At 66.0% G+C, this 23,167-nt stretch carries 23 protein-coding genes; 6 read left to right on the forward strand and 17 right to left on the reverse strand.

Annotation, left to right across the window (positions count from 1 at the left end; all coding sequences use genetic code 11):
• Nucleotides 1–307 precede the first annotated feature (307 nt).
• The 4 genes from dmpG to NP3_RS17825 are packed head-to-tail and all read right to left on the reverse strand — an operon-like array spanning nt 308 to nt 4,707.
• Nucleotides 308–1,342, reverse strand: coding sequence for a 4-hydroxy-2-oxovalerate aldolase (gene dmpG, locus NP3_RS17810; RefSeq protein WP_063042726.1), 1,035 nt, complete (start codon nt 1,340–1,342; stop codon nt 308–310).
• Nucleotides 1,343–1,354: 12 nt separating this feature from the next.
• Nucleotides 1,355–2,269 carry an acetaldehyde dehydrogenase (acetylating) gene (locus NP3_RS17815; protein ID WP_040686235.1) on the reverse strand — a complete coding sequence of 305 codons (915 nt, stop codon included), beginning with the start codon at nt 2,267–2,269 and terminating at the stop codon, nt 1,355–1,357.
• Between the two features lie 10 nt (nt 2,270–2,279).
• A complete protein-coding gene (locus tag NP3_RS17820) occupies nt 2,280–3,065 on the reverse strand; it encodes a 2-keto-4-pentenoate hydratase (protein ID WP_063042727.1) in 786 nt (261 codons plus the stop codon).
• 1 nt (nt 3,066) lies between these two features.
• Nucleotides 3,067–4,707 (reverse strand): FAD-binding protein, encoded by a 1,641-nt coding sequence (locus NP3_RS17825; RefSeq protein ID WP_063042750.1) that lies wholly within the window; start codon nt 4,705–4,707, stop codon nt 3,067–3,069.
• 105 nt (nt 4,708–4,812) lie between these two features.
• On the opposite strand from NP3_RS17825, the gene kstD reads away from it, so the two are divergent.
• Together kstD and chsH3 are read left to right on the forward strand one after the other, a co-directional pair.
• Nucleotides 4,813–6,522, forward strand: coding sequence for a 3-oxosteroid 1-dehydrogenase (gene kstD / locus NP3_RS17830; protein ID WP_063042728.1), 1,710 nt, complete (start codon nt 4,813–4,815; stop codon nt 6,520–6,522).
• 173 nt (nt 6,523–6,695) lie between these two features.
• The gene (gene chsH3, locus NP3_RS17835) at nt 6,696–7,556 is read left to right on the forward strand and encodes an enoyl-CoA hydratase ChsH3 (RefSeq protein WP_063042729.1); all 861 of its coding nucleotides are present in this window, start codon (nt 6,696–6,698) and stop codon (nt 7,554–7,556) included.
• A 200-nt stretch (nt 7,557–7,756) separates the two neighbouring features.
• Here the strand turns inward: chsH3 and NP3_RS17840 are convergent, their stop codons facing one another.
• The 6 genes from NP3_RS17840 to zapE all read right to left on the reverse strand — a co-directional run bounded on the left by NP3_RS17840 (nt 7,757) and on the right by zapE (nt 13,211).
• Nucleotides 7,757–8,212, reverse strand: coding sequence for a hypothetical protein (locus NP3_RS17840; protein WP_063042730.1), 456 nt, complete (start codon nt 8,210–8,212; stop codon nt 7,757–7,759).
• Nucleotides 8,209–9,468: a DUF58 domain-containing protein gene (locus NP3_RS17845; RefSeq protein WP_063042751.1), complete on the reverse strand. Its 1,260-nt coding sequence runs from the start codon at nt 9,466–9,468 to the stop codon at nt 8,209–8,211. The genes NP3_RS17840 and NP3_RS17845 overlap by 4 nt, the downstream gene beginning before the upstream one ends.
• A 133-nt stretch (nt 9,469–9,601) precedes the next feature.
• Nucleotides 9,602–10,564, reverse strand: coding sequence for an AAA family ATPase (locus NP3_RS17850; protein ID WP_063042731.1), 963 nt, complete (start codon nt 10,562–10,564; stop codon nt 9,602–9,604).
• A gap of 120 nt (nt 10,565–10,684) precedes the next feature.
• A complete protein-coding gene (locus NP3_RS17855) occupies nt 10,685–11,179 on the reverse strand; it encodes a hypothetical protein (RefSeq protein WP_063042732.1) in 495 nt (164 codons plus the stop codon).
• Nucleotides 11,176–12,123, reverse strand: a complete 948-nt coding sequence (locus NP3_RS17860) for a DUF4129 domain-containing protein (protein WP_218024870.1) — start codon at nt 12,121–12,123, stop codon at nt 11,176–11,178. Before NP3_RS17860 ends, NP3_RS17855 begins: the two co-directional genes overlap by 4 nt.
• Nucleotides 12,124–12,260: 137 nt before the next feature.
• The gene (zapE, locus tag NP3_RS17865; protein ID WP_063042734.1) at nt 12,261–13,211 is read right to left on the reverse strand and encodes a cell division protein ZapE; all 951 of its coding nucleotides are present in this window, start codon (nt 13,209–13,211) and stop codon (nt 12,261–12,263) included.
• Nucleotides 13,212–13,251: 40 nt separating this feature from the next.
• Here zapE and NP3_RS17870 point away from each other — a divergent pair, with 40 nt between their 5' ends.
• Nucleotides 13,252–13,854 carry a TetR/AcrR family transcriptional regulator gene (locus NP3_RS17870; RefSeq protein WP_245720992.1) on the forward strand — a complete coding sequence of 201 codons (603 nt, stop codon included), beginning with the start codon at nt 13,252–13,254 and terminating at the stop codon, nt 13,852–13,854.
• 178 nt (nt 13,855–14,032) lie between these two features.
• Here the strand turns inward: NP3_RS17870 and NP3_RS17875 are convergent, their stop codons facing one another.
• The gene (locus NP3_RS17875; protein WP_063042735.1) at nt 14,033–14,473 is read right to left on the reverse strand and encodes an NUDIX domain-containing protein; all 441 of its coding nucleotides are present in this window, start codon (nt 14,471–14,473) and stop codon (nt 14,033–14,035) included.
• A gap of 46 nt (nt 14,474–14,519) precedes the next feature.
• Between NP3_RS17875 and NP3_RS17880 the strand changes: the two genes are divergently transcribed.
• Both NP3_RS17880 and NP3_RS17885 read left to right on the forward strand, forming a co-directional pair.
• On the forward strand, nt 14,520–14,732 hold the full coding sequence (locus tag NP3_RS17880) for a hypothetical protein (RefSeq protein WP_063042736.1): 213 nt from the start codon (nt 14,520–14,522) through the stop codon (nt 14,730–14,732).
• Nucleotides 14,729–15,166 carry a PIN domain-containing protein gene (locus tag NP3_RS17885; protein WP_063042737.1) on the forward strand — a complete coding sequence of 146 codons (438 nt, stop codon included), beginning with the start codon at nt 14,729–14,731 and terminating at the stop codon, nt 15,164–15,166. Before NP3_RS17880 ends, NP3_RS17885 begins: the two co-directional genes overlap by 4 nt.
• 76 nt (nt 15,167–15,242) lie before the next feature.
• Here NP3_RS17885 and ltp2 read toward each other — a convergent pair whose 3' ends face one another.
• From ltp2 to NP3_RS17915, 6 genes are read right to left on the reverse strand one after another with little or no spacing between them, the layout of a single operon-like run.
• A complete protein-coding gene (gene ltp2 / locus NP3_RS17890) occupies nt 15,243–16,430 on the reverse strand; it encodes a 17-hydroxy-3-oxo-4-pregnene-20-carboxyl-CoA lyase (protein WP_063042738.1) in 1,188 nt (395 codons plus the stop codon).
• Nucleotides 16,430–16,840, reverse strand: a complete 411-nt coding sequence (locus tag NP3_RS17895) for a MaoC family dehydratase (protein WP_063042739.1) — start codon at nt 16,838–16,840, stop codon at nt 16,430–16,432. Before NP3_RS17895 ends, ltp2 begins: the two co-directional genes overlap by 1 nt.
• A complete protein-coding gene (locus NP3_RS17900) occupies nt 16,837–17,763 on the reverse strand; it encodes a bifunctional MaoC family dehydratase N-terminal/OB-fold nucleic acid binding domain-containing protein (protein WP_084508666.1) in 927 nt (308 codons plus the stop codon). Before NP3_RS17900 ends, NP3_RS17895 begins: the two co-directional genes overlap by 4 nt.
• A gap of 55 nt (nt 17,764–17,818) precedes the next feature.
• Complete coding sequence (locus NP3_RS17905) at nt 17,819–18,979, reverse strand: acyl-CoA dehydrogenase family protein (RefSeq protein WP_063042740.1); 1,161 nt, start codon at nt 18,977–18,979, stop codon at nt 17,819–17,821.
• Entirely contained in the window at nt 18,964–20,028 is a 1,065-nt protein-coding gene (locus NP3_RS17910; protein ID WP_063042741.1) for an acyl-CoA dehydrogenase family protein, read from the reverse strand. The genes NP3_RS17905 and NP3_RS17910 overlap by 16 nt, the downstream gene beginning before the upstream one ends.
• 25 nt (nt 20,029–20,053) lie before the next feature.
• The gene (locus NP3_RS17915) at nt 20,054–22,282 is read right to left on the reverse strand and encodes an acyl-CoA dehydrogenase family protein (protein WP_063042742.1); all 2,229 of its coding nucleotides are present in this window, start codon (nt 22,280–22,282) and stop codon (nt 20,054–20,056) included.
• Between the two features lie 120 nt (nt 22,283–22,402).
• On the opposite strand from NP3_RS17915, the gene kstR reads away from it, so the two are divergent.
• Nucleotides 22,403–23,065: a cholesterol catabolism transcriptional regulator KstR gene (gene kstR / locus NP3_RS17920; protein WP_063042743.1), complete on the forward strand. Its 663-nt coding sequence runs from the start codon at nt 22,403–22,405 to the stop codon at nt 23,063–23,065.
• Nucleotides 23,066–23,167: the final 102 nt, after the last annotated feature.

Raw genomic sequence — 23,167 nt, forward strand, 5'->3', positions numbered from 1 at the left:
CCCGAGCGGACTTTCCTTCGGTTCGAGCGCGAATTCCCGCCTACAGGTCGAACAGCGCCGACCGCCGCGCTGTTTGCGCAGCAGATTCGCATTGCAATGCGGACAGATCACGATTCATGATCGCCGATTCCGCACCCGTCCGCGACCCCCGAATTCGAATGTTCACCTGTCGCTCGCCGCCATGCTGAACATCTGGGTCGATGAGCTCCGAGGCGAGAACCGCGTCTGTTCGCCGAACGAGTCGAGCCGCGTCCGTAACCGCGAAAAAGGCCGCGACCGAACCGGTCGCGGCCTTCTCGGAGCAGGCTCAGGCAGAGACAGACGCCTCACGCTGAAGTTCGAGCGCGATATCGATCAGCTGGTCCTCCTGACCACCGACCAACTTGCGCTTACCCGCACGCACCAGCATTTCGGCCGCCGAAACCCCATAGCGCTCGGCCTGGCGCTCGGCATGCTTCAGGAAGCTGGAGTACACACCCGCATAGCCCATCATCAGAGACTGGCGGTCCAGCAGGCATTCCTGCGGCATGACCGGCCGCACCACATCTTCGGCCGCATCGGCGATCGCGAAGAAATCGATGCCGGTCTTGATACCGAGCTTGTCGCAGACACCCACAAACGCCTCGACGGGCGTATTGCCCGCACCCGCGCCGAATCGCCGCGCGCTGCCGTCGATTTGCTTCGCACCGGCGCGAACCGCATAGATCGAGTTGGCAACCGCCAGATCCAGGTTCTCGTGCCCGTGGAAGCCGACCTGGGCGTCATCGCCGAGTTCGGCGACCAGCGCCGCCACCCGGTCCGAAACCTGTTCGAGCACAAGCGCACCCGCGGAGTCCACCACGTAGACGCACTGGCATCCGGCATCGGCCATGATGCGCGCCTGCTTGGCCAGCGCCTCCGGCGGCTGGGTGTGCGACATCATCAGGAAGCCGACGGTTTCCAGCCCCAGTTCCCGCGCGAGACCGAAGTGCTGGATCGATACGTCCGCCTCGGTGCAGTGCGTGGCGATGCGGCAGATCGACGCGCCGTTGTCCTGGGAGATCTTGATGTCCTCTTTGACGCCGACGCCGGGCAGCATGAGCACCGCGATCTTGGCCTGCTTCGCCGTCTCCGCGGCGATCTTGACCAGCTCCTGCTCGGGAGTGTGCGAGAAGCCGTAGTTGAACGACGAGCCGCCGAGGCCGTCGCCGTGCGTCACCTCGATGACCGGCACTCCGGAGCCGTCCAGCGCGGTCACGATATTGCGCACGTCGTCGGCGGTGAACTGGTGGCGCTTGTGGTGCGAACCGTCACGCAGCGACGTGTCGGTGACGCGGATGTCTAGTTCTGCGGAATATGCCATGGTTGAGCTCCTTTACACCCGGGCCGACAGAATCTGCTTCGCCATGACCTCGCCGACCTGGGTGGCGGCCGCGGTCATGATGTCGAGGTTGCCCGCGTAGGGCGGCAGGAAATCACCGGCGCCCTCGACCTCCACGAACACCGAAACCTTCGCCATCCCACCGGAAACCACCGACGGCGGGTCGAATTGCGGCTCGTTCAGCAGCCGGTAGCCGGGCACGTACTTCTGGATATCAGCGACCATCCGATGGATGGAATCCGCGATCGCATCGGTATCGGCATCCTCGGGAATCGCGCAGAAAATGGTGTCGCGCATGATCATCGGCGGTTCGGCCGGGTTCAGAATGATGATGGCCTTGCCGCGCTGTGCACCGCCGATGGTCTCCACACCACGCGAGGTGGTCTTGGTGAACTCATCGATATTGGCGCGGGTGCCCGGTCCGGCGGACACCGACGACACCGAGGCGACGATTTCGGCGTACACCACCGGCACCACGCGCGATACCGCCGCGACGATCGGAATGGTGGCCTGACCACCGCAGGTGATCATATTGACGTTCGGCGCATCGAGATTCGCGCCGACCAGATTCACCGGCGGCACCACGGCGGGCCCGACCGCGGCGGGCGTGAGATCGACCGCGCGAATTCCGGCCTCGGCGTATTTCGGAGCGGCCGCTCGATGCACATATGCCGAGGTCGCCTCGAATACCAGATCCGGCAGTTCCGACTGCGCGAGCAACCAGTCCACGCCCTCGTGCGAGGTTTCCAGCCCGAGCCCGCGGGCGCGCTTCAAACCCTCGCTCTCCGGGTCGATTCCGATCATCCACTTCGGTTCCACCGTGGTGGAGCGGAGCAGTTTGTACAGCAGATCGGTGCTGATATTGCCGGATCCGACGATCGCGGCGGTGACGGTCCCCGTTTCGGACACGGCAAGCCTCCTATTTGAATTGCAAACGGACAGAACCGAGTCCGGCGAACTCGGCGTGGAACGAATCGCCCGCACGGGCATCGATGGCGCGGGTGCAGGAACCGGGCAGCACAATGTCGCCCGCCTTCAACCGCACCCCGAAGCTGGCGACCTTGCGCGCCAACCAGGCCACCGCGATCACCGGATCGCCGAGCACCGCATCGCTGCGCCCCTGCGCGACGACCTCACCATTTCGGGTGAGCACGGCGTCGATGGCCTTGATATCCAGGTCTTTCGGCGCAACCCGTGCCGCACCGAGCACGAAACCGGCCGAGGACGCGTTATCGGAAATGGTGTCGGCCAGTCCGATCTGCCAATCCTTGATCCGCGAATCGATCAGCTCGATGGACGGCGCGTAGGCGACCGTCGCGGCGAGCACATCGGCCTCGGTGCATTCTTCGCCGGGCAGATCCGCGCCGAGCACGAATCCGACCTCGACCTCGACTCGCGGAATCAGATAGCGCGAGGTCTCGACCGGAACATCCTCGAAGACCTCCATATCCGCGAGCAGATGACCGTAATCGGGTTCGTCCACACCCATCATCTGCTGCATGGCCAGCGACGAAAGTCCGACCTTGTGCCCGACCACCTTCGCGCCGTTGTCGAGTTTGCGCCGGATATTGATCAGCTGGATCTCGTAGGCGTCGACGACATCGATATCCGGATGCCTGGCGATGAGCGGGTCGATGCCGACCCGATCGCGTTCGGCGGCCTCGAGTTCATCGGCCAATTCGATTCGTACCGCGTCGGACAGCACGCTAGTTTCCTTCCACTGTTGTCGCTTCGGGCACCGCTGCCCGCGAAAGCACTTCGGCGCCTGCCGCGAATCGGCCCGCACGCCGACCGGAGAAAATGCAGTCGGCCAGGGACAATCCACTGACATAGGAATCCGAGCAGATGCCGACTGCCGTTCGGCCAGCCGCGTACAGGCCGGGAATATCGGTTCCGGCAGCGGATTTCACCGCCCCGGTGTCCTCATCGACGACGACTCCGCCGAGGGTGAGCATCGGACACGGATTGACGACGCTCGGTTTGATACCCACATCCAGCAACCAGAACGGTCCCGCCCCCACCGTTTTGGTGAATTCGGCGGGCTTGCCGACCGGATCGGGCGCACCGCTCGCGATCGCGGCATTGTGCTCGGCGACGGTGGCACGCAATCCGTCGGCATTGACACCGGCCTTCGCCGCGACGGCGTCCAGGGTCTCGCCGCGCACCGCATTGCGCCGCATGGCCTCGAACTGTCCGCGCTGAAACCAGGCCGACTGCGTCCGGATCTGCGAGATCGCGGTGCGCATGAGTCCGTCGTCGGCGAGCAGCCAACCCTTGCCGCCGTGTTCGGTGATCAGTGCGTGGCCGACCGCGGCACCGTAGCGGGTCTCATCGATGACCCGGCGACCTTCCGCATCCACCAGTACGGAACCGGTAAATGCACTGGGCGGCAAGATGAATCGCCACGCCGAGACATTGCCCATCCGATCCGTCGCCGCACCGACCTGCTCGGCCATCCGGATGCCGCTGCCGTCATCACCGGTGGTGCCCAGCGCGAGTCCGCCGCGGTATTGCGGCCCGTACTCCCGCAGCATCTCCCGATTCGCGATGAATCCGCCCGCGCTGAGCACCACACCGCGACGGGCCTGAATCCGAATTCTCGTGCGGTACCGGCGATCGAGCTTCGCGAGCTGGCGCTCCATCGCCTTGCGCAGCGGCGGATAGTAGATGCCCGGCTTGGCGGCGATTTTCGCCATGCGGGTGTAGCGATCCCGGACCCGCCCGGGGGCGGCGCGCAGTGACTCGCATTCGACGCCGATCACGGTGCCGTTGTCATCGGTGATCAATCGCGTTGCCTGCGTGAGGGTTTCGACCCGGACCCCGCGTCGCGACGCCGAGGCGGCCAGCGGACCGGTGAGCTTCTTCCCGGACGTGCCCTTGCCCTTGACCCGGTGACCGCGCTGCGCGGGCGTCGCGACCTCGCGGCCGTAACCGGAGACCTCACTGCCGGAGTAGTAGAGGTAGTAGCTGTCATTCGGATACGACGTCTTGTACGGACACAGCGACGCCTCGAACGGCACCCCGTGTCCCTTCAGCCATTCGATCAGCGCCGGACTCTCGTCCACGAACCGCCGCAGCGTCTCGGGCGTGACGGCCGTGCCGACCTCACGCTCGAGATAGGCCAGCATCTGCTCCGGCGTATCGCGCACCCCGGCCTCGTGCTGCACCGAGGTGCCGCCGCCCGCGTAGATGATGCCGCCGGACAATGCCGACGCCCCGCCACCGGCGAAACGCTCCAGCACCAGCACCTGCGCACCCGACTCGGTCGCTTCCAGCGCGGCCGCGGCCCCCGCCGCGCCGTAGCCGACGACGACAACGTCGGCGGTCAGGTCCCATTCGAGGCCCATGTACATCACTCCGGTCAGAAACTGAAACAAGTTTTCTCGACGAATGGAACGTCGAGCGCGTCTTCTGCCACTCAACATAGACCAAATGCGGTCCCATTCTATAACGTGTTCTACATGACTGATCGGGAATACGATGTGGTGGTGGTCGGCAGCGGTGCTGCCGGAATGACTGCCGCCCTCGCCGCGGCCCACCATGGGCTGAGTGCGGTGATCATTGAAAAAGCCGCGCATTACGGCGGGTCGACCGCACGCTCCGGGGGTGGCGTGTGGATCCCCGGCAACAAGGCACTGAAGGCCTCCGGTCGTCCCGACGATCGCGAGGACGCCCGCACCTACCTGCACAGCATCATCGGCGACGTGGTGCCCAAGGACCGGATCGACACCTACATCGACCGTGGTGCGGAGGCCTTCGACTTCGTCCTCGACCACACCCCGCTGAAGATGAAGTGGGTGCCCGGCTACTCCGACTACTACCCGGAGGCCCCCGGCGGCCTGGGCCAGGGCCGCTCGTGCGAGCCCGCGCCGTTCAATGCCAAGATCCTCGGTGAAGAGCGGTTCAACCTCGAGCCCCCGTATGCCAAGGCCCCGCTCAATGTCGTCGTCATGCAGGCCGACTTCGTCCGGCTCAACCTGATCCGTCGCCATCCCAAGGGCATCATGCGGGCCATGCGGGTCGGCGCCCGCACCTACTTCGCCAAGTGGACCGGCAAGCACATCCTCGGTATGGGACAGGCGATTATCGCCGCCATGCGCAAGGGGCTCATCGACGCGAATGTGCCGCTGCTGCTGAACACTCCATTGACCGAACTTGTCGTGGAGAACGGCGTGGTCACCGGCGTCGAGGCCGAGCACAACGGCGAGACCGTGCGGTTCACCGCCAAATACGGTGTGGTGCTCGGCAGCGGCGGTTTCGAGCACAACGCCGAAATGCGCACCAAGTACCAGCGCCAGCCCATCACCACCGAGTGGACCACGGGCGCGGCCGCCAATACCGGCGACGGCATCAATGCCGGGATGGAAGCAGGCGGCGCGGTCGGCTTCATGGAGGATTCCTGGTGGGGGCCGACCATCTTCAAGGGCGGAAAGCCGTGGTTCGCGCTGGCCGAGCGGAATCTGCCCGGCACCATCATGGTCAACGCCGACGGTAAGCGATTCGGAAATGAGTCCGCTCCTTACGTCGAGGCTGTGCACACCATGTACGGCGGCGAATACGGGCAGGGTGAGGGTCCGGGCGAGAACATCCCCGCATGGTTGGTTTTCGACCAGCGCTACCGGAACCGCTACATCTTCGCCGGACTGCAGCCTGGTCAGCGGTTTCCGTCCCGCTGGATGGAAAACGACCTGATTGTCAAGGCCGATAGCCTCGCGGAGTTGGCCACCAGGATCGGCGTGCCCGCCGAGAATCTGACATCGACCGTCGAGCGGTTCAACAAGTTCGCCGACACCGGTAAGGACGAGGATTTCGGCCGCGGCAACAGCCACTACGACCGGTACTACGGCGATCCGACGGTGCAGCCGAACCCATGCCTTGCCGGGCTCGTGCAGGGTCCGTTCTACGCGGCCAAGATCGTGCCGGGCGACCTCGGTACCAAGGGCGGCCTGGTCGCCGACACCGCCGGGCGGGTCCTGCGCGAGGACGGCACCGTGATCGAGGGTCTGTACGCCTCCGGCAATAGCGCGACCCCCGTCATGGGTCATACGTACGCGGGCCCCGGCGCGACCATCGGCCCCGCGATCACATTCGGCTACCTCGCGGTATTGGATATCGCCGAGCGCAAGAAGCAGCAGTCGGCCAAGGCCACCGCCGAGGCATAGGCGAGGCGTGACGTCTCACGGAGCGGACGCCACCTTGCCGGTCGCGGCCCGGCCGCCGCACGATCGATCCGAGGCAATTGCCACAAGGGGCCTCGGATCGCTGGGATACGCCCACGACAGGTCGCCCGCAAGCCGCTGGCGATCTGTCCACAAGCATTCACAAGGAGAACTCGATGCCCATCGACCCGAAAATCGCGCTCGGCGCGGAACTTCCGAGCGGAGAGTTCACTTGGACGCCATCCGAAGTGCAGCTGTACCACCTCGGCCTCGGGGCTGGCACACGCTGGACGGATCCGGCCGAACTACGCTACGTCGACGACCGCGATCCGCAGGTACTGCCGACCTTCGCGACCGTGGCACCTACCTTCCACGACACCGAGCCACCGAAGGTGCAGTTCCCCGGCATCGACATCGATCTGGCGAAGGTCGTGCACGGCCACCAGGAGATCGCAGTGCACCGCCCGATTCCGGCCGCGGGCAAGGCGACCATCACCAGGCGCATCACCGAACTCTGGGATAAAGGCTCCGCCGCCGTCGTAGTGCAGGAACATACGATCACCGGTTCCGACGGCGAACCGCTGTGGACCGCACGCTCATCCATCTTCGCCAAGGGTGAGGGCGGCTTCGGCGGCGAACGCGGCCCGAGCACCAAGGCCGAACTCCCCGACCGCGCCTCGGATTTCGACGTCACCACCCCGACCCTCCCCCAGCAGGCCCTGCTCTACCGCATGTGCGGCGACCGCAACCCCCTGCATTCCGATCCCGAATTCGCCCGCGCCGCAGGCTTCCCCGCTCCGATCCTGCACGGCCTGTGCACCTACGGCATCGTCTGCAAAACCGCCACCGACACCGTGCTCGATTCGGACGCCAGCCGCGTCACCGGCTTCCGTGCCCGCTTCGCGGGCGTCCTCTACCCCGGCGAAACCATCCGCACCCGGATCTGGCGCACGGACGCCGAACTCATCATCAGCGCCACCGTCGCCGACCGCGCCGACGCCCCCGTCCTCGCCGACGTCAGCCTCCGCTTCACCTGAGCACTGGACGTCTGATCACGATGTACCGGTGGAGGCAAACGCCCGAGAGCACCCCTCCACCAGTACATTTTCGGGACAAAGGGAGGCCCGGGCGGGCAGCATTGCGTCGGCCACTTGAACCCCTGCCGACGGCCCCTCCACCAGTACATCCCGGAGGCTTGGGAGCCTCGGTGCCTAGATCGCAGGATGCGACTATGACCTCAACTGGGCACGCGCGCGGTCTCGTCGTTGCGTGCTCGTTTGATTGCGACGCCCTGGATTACCAGGGCGTACAGCAGGATCACCAGGATCGGGGCGGCGATCGGGACCCAGGCCAAGCGCAACGGGAGCAGCGCCGCGCCGACAGCTACCGCAGAAAATGCCACCGCGCCCGTGACGGACGGAACCGTGGTCGGGACAACGCCGACCGGCGCGGACACCGTCGCGGTATTCAGCAGATAGGCCGTAGCCACCAAACCTGCTGCGGCGGCGGCCAGTACACCCGTATCAGCCACGGCGAGCACCCCGATCGCGAGAAGCACCGCGCCGACCGCGGGGAGCCGGAACCACCAGCCCGCCACCACCAGCGCCGCCGCCGGAATCCCGGCCCATGGCGTCATCAAGGTCACCGAGGTCACCAGTAGCACCCCGGACAGAATGGCGAGGAATCGAATCATCGGCGCACCCTTACGGTTCGGCGATGGTCCGGGATCAATCGCATGACCTGATCCAGTCGGGCATCCTCGGTCCAGGCCACGATATCGACGCCGACGGTTCCCATATCCCGATACATCGAGGCGCGCTCCAGATTCCACATCCGCGCCAGGGTCGGATCGAGATGTTCGTGGAACGGTGTGCCGCGCAGGACATCGACGACCACCACCACATGTCCGCGCTTGCGCAGATCGATCAGCGCGAGCGCGAACTGAGTGTCCAGCAGCGTGGTGAAAGCGACGATGATCGCACCGAGCGGCACGGCCGCATGCGGCGCCAACGTGCCGGTGGTCGGAATGTGCTCATCGCCGACATCGAGCACGGTATCCACGATCCGATAGAACTGCCGCCGCCCGATATCCGGGCGCAACCAGCGCGGGGACTGGCCCAGGCAGACCACCGCGGTGCGGTCACCGGCCTGCAGCGTCGACTGCACCACCTGCGCCGCACCGCGCACCGACAGCTCGAGCGAATCGGTGGCCGGGCCCGGCGCCTGCTGCGAAGTGTCCACCAGCACAACCACATCCGCGGACCGGTTGGTCAACCGCTCGGTGACGTATAGTCGCCCGCGCCGCGCACTCACCGGCCAGTTCACGATGCGGAGCTGATCGCCGGGCGCGTAGGCGCGGATATCGGCGTACTCCACACCGGGACCGTGCTTGCGGGTCAGGTGAATGCCGAGCCGTTCGGGAAGTTCGGTGCGCGGCAACTTCATTCGCTGCGGATCGGTGATCGGGTAGACGAACAGTTGTCCCGCGGGCAGCACCGCGGAAGCCACGGACAGCCCCGCCGGGCTCAGCGCGGTGACCCGCACCGACAGCGGATAGCGACCCCAGCGGTCCGCCGTCAGAGCCAACCGCAGCCCGGCGGGCGCCGTCCCGGAATCGATCGCCTCCTCGATGTCGATCCCGAGTCCCGCGAACTTCTCCGGCTTCAACCGAAGCAACGCGTGACCCGATTCTACGAAGGCGCCGATCGTCGTCACGATCTCCTCCGTCTCGAAGCACCGCAGCGTGCCGCCGCCGTCCACCTGGATCCGGGTCCTGGACTGCTGCCACGGCGCGGTGGCCAGTACACCGAGCAGTGGAGCCGCGAAGACGACCAGTTGCCAGCGACCGAGCACCACCGCGAGTAGCAGCGCCACCGCCGCGCCCACCGCCAGCATGAACACCAACGGCGCTGGACGCCAGCGCAATTCGGCCTCGACGGCGGCACTCATATCCCGATGCCGCGCCCCGCCCGCCATCGGCTCGTCCCGGGTCGGTGGTCGCGCCGCCGCGGCATTGGCCGCCGCGATCCCTTGGATAACGGGGGCAGGGGTATCCGGCTGGGTCATGCCCTTTCCCGCCGGATCATGTCACCGACGCGCGCGGAACCGGCAGACGGCGCAGCAATTCCGTGATCACGTCCTCGCCGCGGATCCGGCGCACCCACATCTCGGGACGCAACGTGATCCGGTGCGCCATGGCCGGAACGGCGAGCGCCTTGACGTCTTCCGGAATCACATAGTCGCGCCCGAGCAGCAGCGCACGGGCCCGCGACATCTGCACCAGATCGAGTTCGGCGCGCGGACTCGCGCCCACTTCGACCTGCGGATGCGCACGCGTCGCACCGGCCAGCGCGACCACGTAGCTGACCACGTCCGGATGCACCGTGACGAATTCGACGGACTGGCGCATCTCCAACAGGCCGTTCGCATCGACCACCTGCACCACCTGCGGTGTCGCCGAACCGCGTTCCAAGCGGCGGCGGATCATCTGGCGTTCGTCGTTCTCGGACAGATAGCCCAGCCGTAGCTGCATGGCGAACCGGTCCAGCTGCGCCTCCGGCAGCGGATAGGTGCCCTCGTATTCGATCGGATTATCCGTGGCGAGCACGATGAAAGGCTGTGGCAGCGGGAAGGTTTCGCCGTCGATGCTGACCTGGCCCTCCGCCATCGCCTCCAGCAGCGCGGCCTGGGTTTTCGGTGGGGTGCGGTTGATCTCGTCGGCCAGCAGCACATTGGTGAAAACCGGTCCGCGCCGGAAATTGAATCGGCCCGTGGACATGTCGTAGATGGTGGAACCGAGCAGATCGGCGGGGAGCAGGTCGGGCGTGAATTGCACGCGAGTGAAGTCCAGGCCGAGCGCGGCGGCGAAGGACCTGGCGATGAGCGTCTTGCCTAGGCCGGGCAGATCCTCGATCAGGATGTGACCGCCGGCAAGTACGGCGATCATGATCAGCTGCAACTCATCCCGCTTGCCGACGATCACCCGGGACAGTTCCCGGAGCACCGCCTCGCTGCGCTGGATGGTCGTGTCCATCGGCATCGTCATATGTCTACTCGCACTTGCCTCAACCCATTCTCCTACGACGGTATTCAATTTGGCATGAGCGGGGCCCCACATGGTTACGCAAGCTGCCTCCTCCGGGCCTGACCACTCATGCCGGGTCGACTACATCTTTTGCAAGCAGCGCAGGATTTCGTCCAGCGCCGCACGCCCCGGTGCGGGAGTCGTCTGATCCCGCAGTGCTGAGTTGGCCGGATCGACCCAGCGCCACAGTTCCGGGCCGAACTGCAAAATTCCGGCGGCCTCGGTCGCCTTGCGGTTCTTGGCGACCCGCAGGCCGGTGGACAACTCGAACTCCTTGGCCAGCAGCGGACGCAGATGCCGATCCCAGTCGGCTCTGGTGCCGTCCGCGCGATCGGCGAGCATCTCCGCTCTGGCATGCCAGTGCCGCAGCATCTCGGCGGGACCGTTGTCGATATCGTCGGATCCGATATCGGTTTTGATGGCCGAACGGCCGGTCAACGACCAGATGAGCTGAATCATGGCCAGCGCCACCGGAACTCCGGCGGCGATGAGCAACGCACCGCGGGCCTTGCCGAGGGTGATGAGCTCGATCAGCACGATGAGGATCAGCGCACCGATCACGATCGCGCGGTTCATACCATCTCCCCTTGCAGATCGGCCAGCACGATACGCAGCAGTTGTTCGGCCCGCATCCGCTGCCACTCCAGCATCGAATGCGGACTGAACCTGGCCTCCTCGAAGAGCGCGACCAATTCCCTGGCCGACGCGTCGTGCAGTGCGCCGCGCTCGAAGGCGCGGGCCAGCACCTCCATCGGGGTATCCGATGCGAGCGGCGCGGCCGCGCGATCGAAAGACAGCCCACGTTCCATCGCGACGTAACAGGCGATGATGGCCTCGCGCGGATCCTGGCCGGGCACATTCATGGCGGCCAGACCCATCTCGGCCGCCCTGGCCAGCGAACCCGCGACCGTCGGCGCGGCCGGGGGCACCGGGACCGGCACCACGCGGGGCTTGCGCTGCCCCGCCATCGCGACCACGATCAGCCCGATCACTGCCCCGCCGACCAGCACGGCGGCAGCGACAATGGCCACCAGTAGTGCCGTCCCGGTGAGGTGCTGGGTGGGCGCGCCGTCGGGGGTAGCGGGGGCGGTGACCGCCTCCTGCGGGGTGCGGGTGGTGGTTCCGCGCGGCCCCGATGACGGCGTCGGCTCACCCTCGCGGCCGAAGCCGACGAAGAAGACCGCCGACGCCGCCGCGACGATCAAGGAAACGACCGCCAGCGCGGCCAGCACCAGTAGGCCGGTACGGCCGAGCAGTCCATGTCTGCGCTCGGAATCACGATCCACCTCCGGCATGGCCAGCGGCAGTCGGTGCTGGCTGGCTATCACCCCGGCGATCAGGATCACGACCGATACCGTGAGCAGTACCGGCATCAATACCACCGAAATCGCCGATGGCACCGTGCGGTGATCGCCGGAATCATGGGCCCCGGGAATATGGCCGCGCAGCGCTATCGCGGCACACGCCAGTAGCGTGATCAGCACGATCACGCGCGATATCGGCGCTCCCGCCCTGGCCACTTGCTACCACCACATCTGAGTACAGCTCTGAACAGGCACATAGTTACATGCCGAGTGGTCCGCTCGGGAGTGAATCGAATACTTAGGATCGGCTCCTTTTTATCCGTAACCGGCAGTGCACTCGAGTGGGTGCGCAGCTAGCGGAACACGACGGATTCGGGCTGACGGAGTTCACTCAGGCGGCTTGCGGTCCGTGCCAGATCGGGGACGGCGGCAACGTCGGCCACCAGGTCGGATAGTGCGGTGTGCGCCTCGAGGGTGAGTTCGAGATCGGCGTCGTAGAGCACGTCGATCAGATTGACGAAGCGCATCGCCCAGTCGGGCGGGACCTCGCGCAAGGGTGGGACGTTGCGCAAGGTCCATCGGCGAAAGCGGTGTGCGAGTTCGACGTAGTCCGAGGCGGCGGTGGCGGAGCCGCACAGGGCGGTGAAGTCGAAAGTGACGGCGGAGCCGTCGACGGCGGCCCGGATCTCGCGGGCACCCGAAACAACGACCTCTGCGGAGTCGGCATCTCTCGCATCGTCGATGCGGTAACAACCGGACGCGAAGCCGGTGCCGCTGTGCGCGGCGCGGGTGCGGTAGTCGAGTGGGCCGTCGACCGAGACGGTATCCAGATGCGCGCGGATGCGCGCGATGGTCGGCAGGAAGCGGTCGTGGAACAGCGGGTTGGGCAGCAGCTGCTCCGGCGGGTAATTCGAGGTCACCACCAGGACGATGCGGCGAGCGAATAGGGCGTCCAGCATGCGGGCGATCAGCATGGCATCGCCGATATCGTGCACGTGGAATTCGTCGAAGCAGACCAGTTCGGCGTGGGCGAGCAGGCTGTCGATGGCCTTGTCGATGGAGCCCGACTCGTGTGCCGCGGTGTGCAATTTGGCGAAGAAGTTGTGGAAATGGAAGCGGCGCTTACGGTTCGACGCTATGCGCGCGAAGAAGTCGTCCAGCAGCATGGTTTTGCCGCGACCGGGTCTGCCGTGCAGGTAGATGCCGCGGTGCCGCTTCATCGGCTTGTCGTGCCGGTCGAGCAGTTCGAGCAGGCGTGCGCGCGCCCGGAGCTGATCGGCATCCAGCGTGACATTGTCTTCCATGACATCCTCCTGATCCTCTACAGTTGTAGAGGATCAGCGGATGCGGCCGCCAGAGAAGGTGATGATGTCCACAACCGACCGCCGCGCGGCACTCGTCGACGCCGCCATCGATGTGATTGCCAGCCAGGGCATTCGAGCGCTCACCCACCGCGCCCTCGATACCGCTCTCGAGCTGCCCGGCGGCTCGGCCTCCTATTACTTCCGCACCAAACGCACGCTCATCGAGGCGATCGCGGACCGGATCACCACCCGCTCCCACGACGACTTCGCCGCCGCCGAGCTCACCCCGTCACCATCCCGCGAGCCCGATGACATCGCGAAGGCCATAGCCACCTGGCTCGACCGCTTACTCGTCGACCGTCGCAATCACCTGATCGTCCGGCATGCGCTGATCATCGATCTGCTCGGCGATCCGGAATTGCACCGGCGGCTGACACACAGCCTTTTCTCGACCGAGCGGGCGCGAGAACTATTCCACGCCTTGGGTTTTTCCGATCCCGATGCGGCCGCCGCCGACTTCATCGCGGTACTCGAAGGCGCGGTGTTCGATAGATTCGCGGGCGCGCGGGCCTATGTTCCGGCAGGCACCCGAGACAGCGTCGACCAGCTCGCGGCCATGCTGTCCCGCCAACTCACCCCGTAGACCCCAGGGCTACTACGCCGAGCCCCACTCGCCATAACGCGTGCCTCTCGTGAACCCGGACTGGCCCGCCAACCGACCCCGCCGATCCCGGGACTATTTCGTCCAGCCCAACTCGCCAAAACGCGTGCCCCTCGCGAACCCGGACTGGCCCGCCAACCGACCCCCGCCGATCCCGGAGCTACCTCGTCCAGCCCAACTCGCTATAAGGCGTGCCACTCGTGAACCCACGGATTCCGGTTGCCGAATAGCGGATCAGCGACTCTTCCGGCAGCGCGTCGAGCGAAAACCAGCGCAGCCCATAGCTCTTGTCCGGCTCGCGATTCACCGGCTCACCCGCCCAGCGCAGTGCATGGAAGAACAGCCCGAGCCGGGCTTCCCGCCCGGAGCTGGTCACGTGTGCGGTATGAATCAGGCGCAGCTCCGCGGGGTCTATGACGACCCCGATCTCCTCCCCCGCCTCACGCGCGGCAGCAGCGGTCGCGGACTCGCCGGACTCCAGCTTCCCCGCAGGCAGATGCCACAGACCGTCGAACTCGTCCGGACTGCGCCGCCTGCTGAGCAACACCTCACCGTCGCAGACGAGCAGAATATGCACGTCGACAAGATGACGCTCGGCCATCAGACTCCTCCCCTGCTTGCGCGTGTCGCTCGGTATACTAATCGGTATGACCGCTACAACCATCAAGGTGCCGAAGGCAACCCGCGACCGGCTGCACCGGCTAGCGGCCGCCCACGGATTGACGCTTGCACAGCAAATCGACCGACTGATCGACGAGAGCGCGAAAAAACCTCGCCCAACGATCGGCGGCTACCGCAGCGACCGGCCACTCAACGCTGAAGAGATCGACGAGGAGCTGGCCCGAGGCTTCGGCGAGTGACCGCACTTATCATTGACACAAGTACCATTCTGGCCTCATTCGACGAGGCGTATCCGGAGCATCCAGCCATCGCACACATCCTTGGCGAGGCCGTCGACCTGCTGGTTGTATCGCCATTCATCGTCGCCGAAGCCGACTACATGCTGTCGTCGCGGCTTGGAGCAGATGCTGCCCGCGCCTTCGGCCAGGATGTCGTGACAGGCGCTTATGAGCTGGCCGAGTGGACCGCCGAGGACCACGCCGTCGCGGTGGCAATCACACGTCAATTCAACGGGCCGAAGGATTACATCGGAATCGCCGACGCGTCGAATGTCGTACTAGCAGACCGTTACCGCACCACCGCGGTGGTGACCCTGGACCAGCGGCACTTTCGCCAACTCCGCCCGCTCTGGGGTGCTGACCATTTCACTCTGCTCCCCTACGACGCCAACTGATCAGGTCTCGGAATTCGGCATCCACTCTTCGACCCGATCATACGACGGACGGATCTCGGCGAATGCCGAGATCCGCTCAGTTCGCGCTGAGTACCAACCCCGAGGTCGGGACGCCCGTGCCCGCGGTGACCAAGATGTGCTCCAGGTTCGCCACCGGGTTGACGGAGGTGCCGCGGATCTGCCGCACCGCCTCGGCAATCCCGTTCATGCCGTGGATATAGGCCTCGCCCAGCTGTCCGCCGTGGGTGTTCAGCGGTAGGCGGCCACCGACTTCGATGGCGCCGTCGGCAATGAAATCCTTTGCCTCACCGCGTCCGCAGAAGCCGAGTTCCTCCAGCTGCATGAGGACGAACGGAGTGAAGTGGTCGTAGAGGATGGCTGCCTGCATATCTTCCGGACGCAAACCACTCTGCTCCCAGAGCTGATCGCCGACCAGACCCATCTCGGGCAGCCCCGTGAGGGCGTCACGGTAGTAGCTGGTCATGACATATTGGTCCGCACCGGAACCCTGTGCGGCAGCGGCGATTACGGCCGGGCGCTGCGGCAGGTCCCGGGCCCGCTCGACGCTGGTGACCACGATCGCGACACCGCCGTCGGACTCCTGGCAGCAGTCCAGCAGATGCAGCGGTTCGGCGATCCAGCGCGAATTCTGGTGGTCTTCCATGGTGATCGGCTTGCCGTAGAAGAAGGCGGCCGGGTTCACCGCGGCGTGTTTGCGGTCGGCGACGGCGACGCGGCCGAAGTCCGCGCTCGTCGCGCCGTAGACATGCATATACCTGCGGGCGACCATGGCCACCTGCGCGGCCGGTGTCCCCAGCCCCTGTGGATAGGACCAGCCCGCATCGATGCCCGATGAGGTCGGCGCGGTGGCCAGCGCGGTGGAGAACTGGCCGAAGCGCGATACCGAACGCTCGTTGAAGGCGCGATAGGCGACAACCACATCGGCGACGCCGGTGGCGACCGCCATGGCGGCCTGCTGAACGGTGGCGCAGGCGGCACCGCCGCCATATCCGATGTGGCTGAAGAACTTCAGCTGCGGGATACCGACGGCGCGTGCCACGGCCGCCTGGGTATTGGTATCCATGGTGAAGGTGGTCAGGCCGTCCACATCGGCGGGGGTGAGGCCCGCGTCGGCGAGCGCCGCGGTGACCGCCTCGGCGGCCAAACGCAATTCGCTGCGGCCGGAGTCCTTGGAGAAGTCGGTGGCGCCGATGCCGACAATGGCGGCGCGGCCGGAAATCCCGGTGGTGCTGTCAGCGGTCATCATGGCCTCCGCAGTGCGATAACGGCTTTCGCCGTGATGTGGTCACCGAGGCTGTCGCGGCCGACGACATCGATATGGATGTCTTCGCCGTGGATCGCGGAGACGGTGCCGGAAAGTGTCAGCGTGTCACCGGCATACAGCGGTACCCCCAGGCGCAGCGCTACCGATTTGACGATGGCGCGCGGTCCGGCCCAGTCGGTGACGAAGCGCTGCACCAGCCCGGTATCGGTGAGGATATTGACGAAGATGTCCTTGGAACCACGGGCGACGGCCTTGTCCCTGTCGTGGTGCACATCCTGAAAGTCCCTGGTGGCCAAGGCCGTACTGATCACGAAGGTCGGATCGGCGGTAATGACCAACTCGGGCAGCGCGGTGCCGACCTCGATGGTGGCCGGTTCGACGTAGGTCATGCGATCACCCGCCAGACCGGCAGCACGGCCGCGTCGTCGAGCTTCTCGAACTCCACCTGCACCGGCAGGCCGATCTTCACATCGGCCGGATCGACGCCGCGCAGCTCACCGAGCATCCGCACACCCTCCTCCAATTCGACCAGCGCGACCACGAAAGGCAGTTGCCGCCCGGGCACTTTCGGCGCGTGATGCACGACGTAGCTGAACACTTCACCGCGCCCGGCGGCGACGACATAGTCGGTCTGCTCCGACTTGTCCTGCCACAGCGCCGGAATCGGCGGATGCCGCAGCGTGCCGTCCGGCAGCCGCTGGATCCGCAGCTCCCCGACCTTGGTGCCCTCCCAGAAGAATTCGGTATCCCAGGAGACCAGCGGTTTGACCCGTTCGCCCGCGGGCGCTTTCGGTGCGGCACCGGTGCCGGGTGCGAATTTGAGCAGCCGGAACAGCATTTCGGCGACGACCTCGTCACCGACGTGCCAGCTGGTCTGGAAGGTGACGAACCAGCCATCGCCGAGCGCGGTCTTCTTCGGCCCGCGAATCTCGGAAAGCCTGCTGGTCACCGAGATCTGCTCGCCGACATTCACATACCGGTGATAGGTCTGCTGACAGTCGGTCGCGACCACGGAGGTATAGCCCGCACTGTCGAGCAGCTCGGTGACCTGCGCCATCGGATCATCGGCCGGACGAGAACCGTTGAGCCCGAACATGGTCCACACCTGTGCCATGGCCGGTGGGGCCACGGTGCCGGGATGTCCGGCGGCACGCGCGGCCTCCTCGTCGACGTAGATCGGATTCCGATCCCCGAGCGCCTCCACCCAGTTGTTGATCATCGGCTGGTTCACCGGGTCACGCCCGAGGCGTGGCGCGCAATCACCCGCCGCGATGATCTTCTCGGCGGCTTCGGTAATCGCTTCCGGAGTCATGGTTTCCGGCACGCGCGGCTCCTTGTCGTCGTCCGTACCGCGCATCGGCGCGGATTCATCGAGGTACCCGAGGCAGTTTCAGCCCGGAGGAGGCGACCAGTTCGCGCATCACCTCGTTGACGCCGCCGCCGAAGGTCACCACCAGATTCTGTTTGGTTCTGCGGTCCAGCCAGGTCAGCAGTTCGGCGGTGGCCGGATCGGCCGGATCGCCGTAATGCCCGACGATCTCCTCGGCCAACCGGCCCGCCTCCTGCAGCGATTCGGTGGAATACACCTTGGTTGCCGAGGCATCGGCGATCACGGTGGCCTGGTCACCGTCGACGGTCGCCGCGACCTGCCAGTTCAGCAGTTCGTTGAGCCGAGCCATGGCGTGGATGCGACCGAGCGAACGGCGCACATCCGCCTCGGCGAGCACACCGCGCGACTGGGCCCATTCGCGCGCCCGGTCGTAGAGCTGTTCGATCTTGCCGGACGGGCCGAGGCTCACCCGCTCGTGGTTGAGCTGGGTGGTGATCAGTCGCCACCCCTTGTTCTCCTCGCCCACCAGCATGTCGGCGGGCACCCGGACATTGTCGAAATACGTGGCGTTGGTGTGGTGCGCACCGTCGCAGGTGATGATCGGCGTCCAGGAGTAGCCGGGATCGGTGGTATCCACGATCAGGATCGTGATGCCCCGGTGCCGTGATTCGACCGAGCCGGTGCGACAGGCCAGCCAGACATAGTCGGCCTCATGCGCACCGGTGGTGAAGATCTTCTGCCCGTTGACGATCCAATCGCCGGATTCGTCGCGCACCGCACTCGTGCGCAGCGCGGCGAGGTCGGTGCCCGCCTCCGGTTCGGAGTAGCCGATCGCGAAATGGATATCGCCGGAAAGGATTCCGGGCAGGAACTTCGCCTTCTGTGCGTCGGTGCCGAAGCTCTGCAGCGTCGGCCCGACCGTCAACAAGGTGACCAGCGGCAGCGGAACATCCGCGCACACCGCCTCGTTGAAGAAGATCTGCTGTTCCATCGGCCCGAAACCCTGGCCGCCGAACTCCTTCGGCCAACCGACACCGAGCCAACCATCCGCACCCATCCGGCGCACCACAGCGCGGTAGGCGTCACCGTGGCGGTTGATCGCCATCTCGGCCTCCTCCTCGGGAGTGACGAGATCGGCGAAGTATGCCCGCAATTCATCGCGCAGCTTGCGCTGCTCCGCGGTCAGATCGATGAACATCTGGCCCCCAATCGATCGAGTCGGAACGATTCGCCGCCGAGCCAGCGGGCGATGTCCTTGGCCTGCGAGAAGTAGCGGTGCATCGGGTGGGTCACATCGACCCCGAGGCCACCGTGCAGGTGATGGCATTTCTGCATGGCGGCGGGCAGTTCCGAGGCCACGGTGTAGGCGAGCACATCGAGGTCGTCATCGATACGCTCCTGATGCGGCGTCGTCGAATCGGACTGTGCCAGTGCCCAGTTCGCCGAAACGGCGGCGGCGTGCAGCGTCCGCGAGACGACGTACACATCGGCGATCTGCTGTGCGACGGCCTGGAATTCGGCGAGCGGCCGATTGAACTGCCGCCGGGTCCGCAGGTGCTCGGCGGTGAGCACGAGCGCACCTTTGAGCAGTCCGTCCGCGGTCGCGCCGATCGAGGCGATGGCCAACCGGTGCAGTTCACCGATGCCATCGGGCAGCAGTTGCTCGGCCGGAATCTCGACCTGGTCCAGGCGCACCGAATATTCCGGAATCCCGCCGGAAGCCGGTGACGGCGTCAGGGTGAGCCCCGGCGAATTCGAATCAACCAGTGCAATACCGGAATTCGTCGGAATCAAGAGCCAGCGCGCCTGCTCCGCATACGGTACCGCCACCTTGTGACCGGTGACGCGCACGGTGTCGCCATCGGAAACCGCGGTGGTCTCCGGCTTGACCACGAACGGATTCGCGCGCTCGCTGAGCGCGGCGGTGAGCACCGTGCCCTTGGCGACCTCCGGATAGACCCGCTCGGCGACGCTGTCCGGCAATGCGGCCAGCAGCGGCAGCAGGCCGAGGCCCAGGGTCGGCAGGGCGGGCACCGCCACCGCCTCGGCGGCCAGTTCGGTCAACAGGACCGAGACCTCCGCCAAGCCCATACCGTCACCACCGAACTGCTCCGGCAGCGCGAGCGAGAGCAGTCCGGTCTCGATCAGGCTCGGCCACAGCTCGATATCGCGTGCCGGTTCACGCTCCAGCAAACTCACGACGACCTCGGCCACGGCATCCTGGCCCTCGTCCCGGGTGAAGTCCACGCTTTACTCCCAGTTGGTTGGTCTACTAGCTGTCGGTGTCGCGAGGCAGTCCGAGGATTCGCTCACCAGCCACGGTCAACAGAATCTGCTCGGTTCCACCAGCGATCGACAAACAGCGCGTGAGCAGGAACTCTTTTACCACCTCTGAGTCCTGCGCACCGGTTGGACCTGCCGTTTCCACCGCGAATTCGGCCACTGCCTGGCGGTGCCGGACACCGACGAGCTTGCGCACACTGCTCTGCGCTCCCGGATCACCGCCCGCCAGCATCCGAACCGCGGCACGCTGTTCCAGCAATAGTCCAGCGATCGCATCGGCGACGAAGCCGCCGAGCCGATCGTTCAATAGCTCCGCGCCCGGCCCGGTGGCGGGCAGTTTGGCGATGAGCTCCTCCAGCACCGGCCCGATCCCGTTGCCGCCCATGGCGACTCGTTCGGTCGACAAGGTCGAGCGGGCGATCTTCCAGCCGTTGTTCAACGCGCCGACCAGACCGTCGTCGGGCACGAAGACGTCATCGAGGAAGACCTCGCTGAACCGCGCCTCCCCGGTGATCTGCACCAGCGGACGCACCTCGAGTCCGGCGCTGCGCATATCGACGAGGAAGTAGCTGATACCGCGGTGCTTCGGTGCGTCCGGATCGGTCCGGGCCAGGCAGATCGCCCAGTTCGCCCGGTCGCCCAGCGACGTCCACACCTTCTGTCCGCGCAGCACCCAGCCGCCGTCGACCTTCTTGGCGGTGGTGCGCAGCGCGGCCAGATCCGAACCTGCCTCCGGCTCACTGAACAGCTGACACCAGACCACCTCGCCGCGCAGCGTCGGCCACGCGAAGCGGTCGATCTGCTCCTGGGTGCCGTGCTGCAGCAGGGTCGGAATGGCCCAGCCGCCGATCGTCAGATCCGGCGACTCCAGTCCCGCGCGCCGCAGTTCCTCCGAAATCACCAGTCCTGTCATGGGATTCGCACCACGCCCGTACGGTGCGGGCCAGTGCGGCATGACGAGCCCGGCGTCGACCAGCGCATTGCGCCGCTGATCGGCAGGCAGCGCGGCGATCGCGGCCACCTCGGCGGCCAGCTCGTTCGCATTGCTGTCGCCCACCTCGACGCCAGCTGTGTTCGATTCGCGGCGCTCCCGGGCCCCTCCGTGGTAACGCTGCGCTGCCTCCTCCGGGGCCGTCGCTCGCGCCGCAGAGGCGAAGACCCGGTCCGCACCGGTGGTCCGGCGCTGCCCAGCCCGGGTCAGCTCCGTGACCCTGGCCCGCCAGCGCGCCGATCCGCCGAGCAGCTGCCGCAGTGCGGTGGCCCGGCGCAGGTAGAAGTGCGCGTCGTGCTCCCAGGTGAAACCTATGCCACCGAGCACCTGAATGCAGTCCTTGGCGGTCTCGACCGCGGCGTCCAGCGAGATCGCGGCGGCGATGGCGGCCGCGATGGGCAGTTCCGCACCGCCCTCGTCGACCGCGGCCGCGGCATCTGCCGCGACGGAACGGATCAGCTCGGCCCGGCAGAGCATCCACGCGCAAATGTGTTTGAGCGCTTGGAAAGAGCCGATCTTGCGCCCGAATTGCTCACGCACCTTGGCGTATTCGACGGCGGTCTCCAGACACCAGCCCGCCACACCGGCGAGCTCGGCTGAAACCAGTACCGCGAGAAGATCTTCCACCGCATGCGGCGACTCGAACACCCGGTCCGCGGGCACTCGCACCTCGGCGCAGTGCACACGCGCCAGTGGCGTACTCGGGTCAGCGGGTGCCAGCGCCTCGATGCGCAGACCCTCGGCATCGGGCCCGATCACGCACCAGCGCAACCCATCCAGCGCCTGCACCGGCAACAGCACCGAAGTACCCGGCGCAGCGCCGAGCACCGATTCCCAGACACCCGTGAGCAACAACTCATCGGATGCGACCGGTACCCTCACCACGTCCCCGACAACGAAGTCGAGCGCAACACCGCACGGCATATCCTCGGCGAGCGCGCCCGCGGTGACCAGGTTCGCCAATGCGGTGGACAGCACCGGCCCACCGACCAGATCGTGCGCCGCCTGCTCGACCAATACCGCCAGGTCGGCGACCGATCCACCGTGGCCGCCTGCCGCTTCGGCAATGGCGACCCGGAAAATTCCGAAGTCCGCCAACCCGGGCCAATATGCGCGCCAGAAGTCCGTCGGCTCGTCCCGCATTGTTGCAATAGGACGTACCGATCCGGCCCATCCGCGCATCGACTCCTGAACGGCTTTATGCTCGTCAGTGGTGGCGATGGTCACAGTCCGTACCGCCTTTCCGGCGTGACTCCCACACCTAGAACATGTTCTAATATCCTAGCTGGGCGGAAGTCAAGAGACGACCGATGCCCGTTGCCGGAATGCAGGAAAGGACTCTCATCAATGGCCAGTCCCTCCCGATCGCAGCCAGCCGATTCGAATGCGGCCGGGCAAGCATCGGCCACCGCGACGGTCACGACGCTGAGCGAGGACGAGCTCAGCTCGGCCGCGCAGCGGGAACGGCGTAAGCGAATTCTGGACGCGACGCTCGCACTGGCTTCCAAGGGTGGTTACGACGCGGTGCAGATGCGCGCGGTGGCCGAACGCGCCGACGTGGCGGTCGGCACGCTGTACCGGTATTTCCCGTCCAAGGTGCATCTGCTCGTTTCCGCGCTGTCGCGGGAATTCGAGCAGATCGAGGGCAAACGCAAACCACTTGCCGGCCAGACGCCGAACGAGCGCATGCATCTGCTGCTGACCCAGATCACCCGGATGATGCAGCGCGACCCCTTGCTCACCGAGGCGATGACGCGCGCGTTCATGTTCGCCGACGCCTCGGCCGCCGCGGAGGTCGACCGGGTCGGCAAGGTGATGGACCGGGTATTCGCCAGGGCGATGAACGACGGCGAGCCCACCGAACGCCAGTTGGCGATCGCGCGGGTCATCAGCGATGTCTGGCTGTCGAATCTGGTCGCCTGGCTGACCAGACGCGCCTCGGCCACCGATGTGACCGAGCGACTGGAACTCACCGTGGATCTACTGCTCGGCAACGGCGACAACAACTAGCAAACCTTTGGCTCGACAATTGGCACACACCAGGAAAATTCGTCATCAGCGGCTGCTGGGCACTGCGTAGTATTGGTCACATAACCGCGTAGCCGACCCGCA

Origin of the sequence: Nocardia pseudovaccinii NBRC 100343 (genome assembly GCF_001613225.1) — a bacterium.
Taxonomy (GTDB): Bacteria; Actinomycetota; Actinomycetes; order Mycobacteriales; family Mycobacteriaceae; genus Nocardia; species Nocardia pseudovaccinii.